We start from the raw sequence: 397 nt of genomic DNA, 5'->3' as shown, positions 1-397 counted from the left end.
TCCGCCGATTGGCGGGCCGGGGACTGTGGCTAGAGGTGCAGCTGGTCGGTGCACCCGGTGCAGCGGCTGCCGCTCTGGCCGGTGGTGATGACCTCGGCGCAGTTGGTGCAGCGGCGGGCGGGGTGGACGAATGCTGGGCGGCCGTCCTCGTAGTGCCACAGCACTTCGGTGCCGTCGGAGTTGGTTGCTAGCCGGATCTCGGCTGCGATGGTGCGGTGCTCGTCCGGGACCTCGAGATCGAAGGTCTCGAGCAGGATTCCGGGCTTGGTCATGGTGTTCCTTTCGGGTGCGGGGTGAGCGGGTGTTCCCGGCTCTGTCTTCTATTGTACACGCACCATGCGTGTATGGTACGTCTATGGTGCGTTAATGTGCTCTCAACTGCGGTTTTTCGCACCAA

1 protein-coding gene is annotated in these 397 nt (G+C 64.0%); it reads right to left on the bottom strand.

What is annotated here, in order from left to right; all coding sequences use genetic code 11:
- Positions 1–29: 29 nt before the first annotated feature.
- Entirely contained in the window at positions 30–272 is a 243-nt protein-coding gene (locus G6020_RS15255; RefSeq protein WP_182611196.1) for a hypothetical protein, read from the bottom strand.
- Between the last annotated feature and the right edge of the window lie 125 nt (positions 273–397).

This window comes from Dietzia sp. B19 (assembly GCF_014145155.1).
Classification (GTDB): Bacteria; Actinomycetota; Actinomycetes; order Mycobacteriales; family Mycobacteriaceae; genus Dietzia; species Dietzia natronolimnaea.
This window is presented reverse-complemented; position numbering and strand designations above follow the sequence as displayed.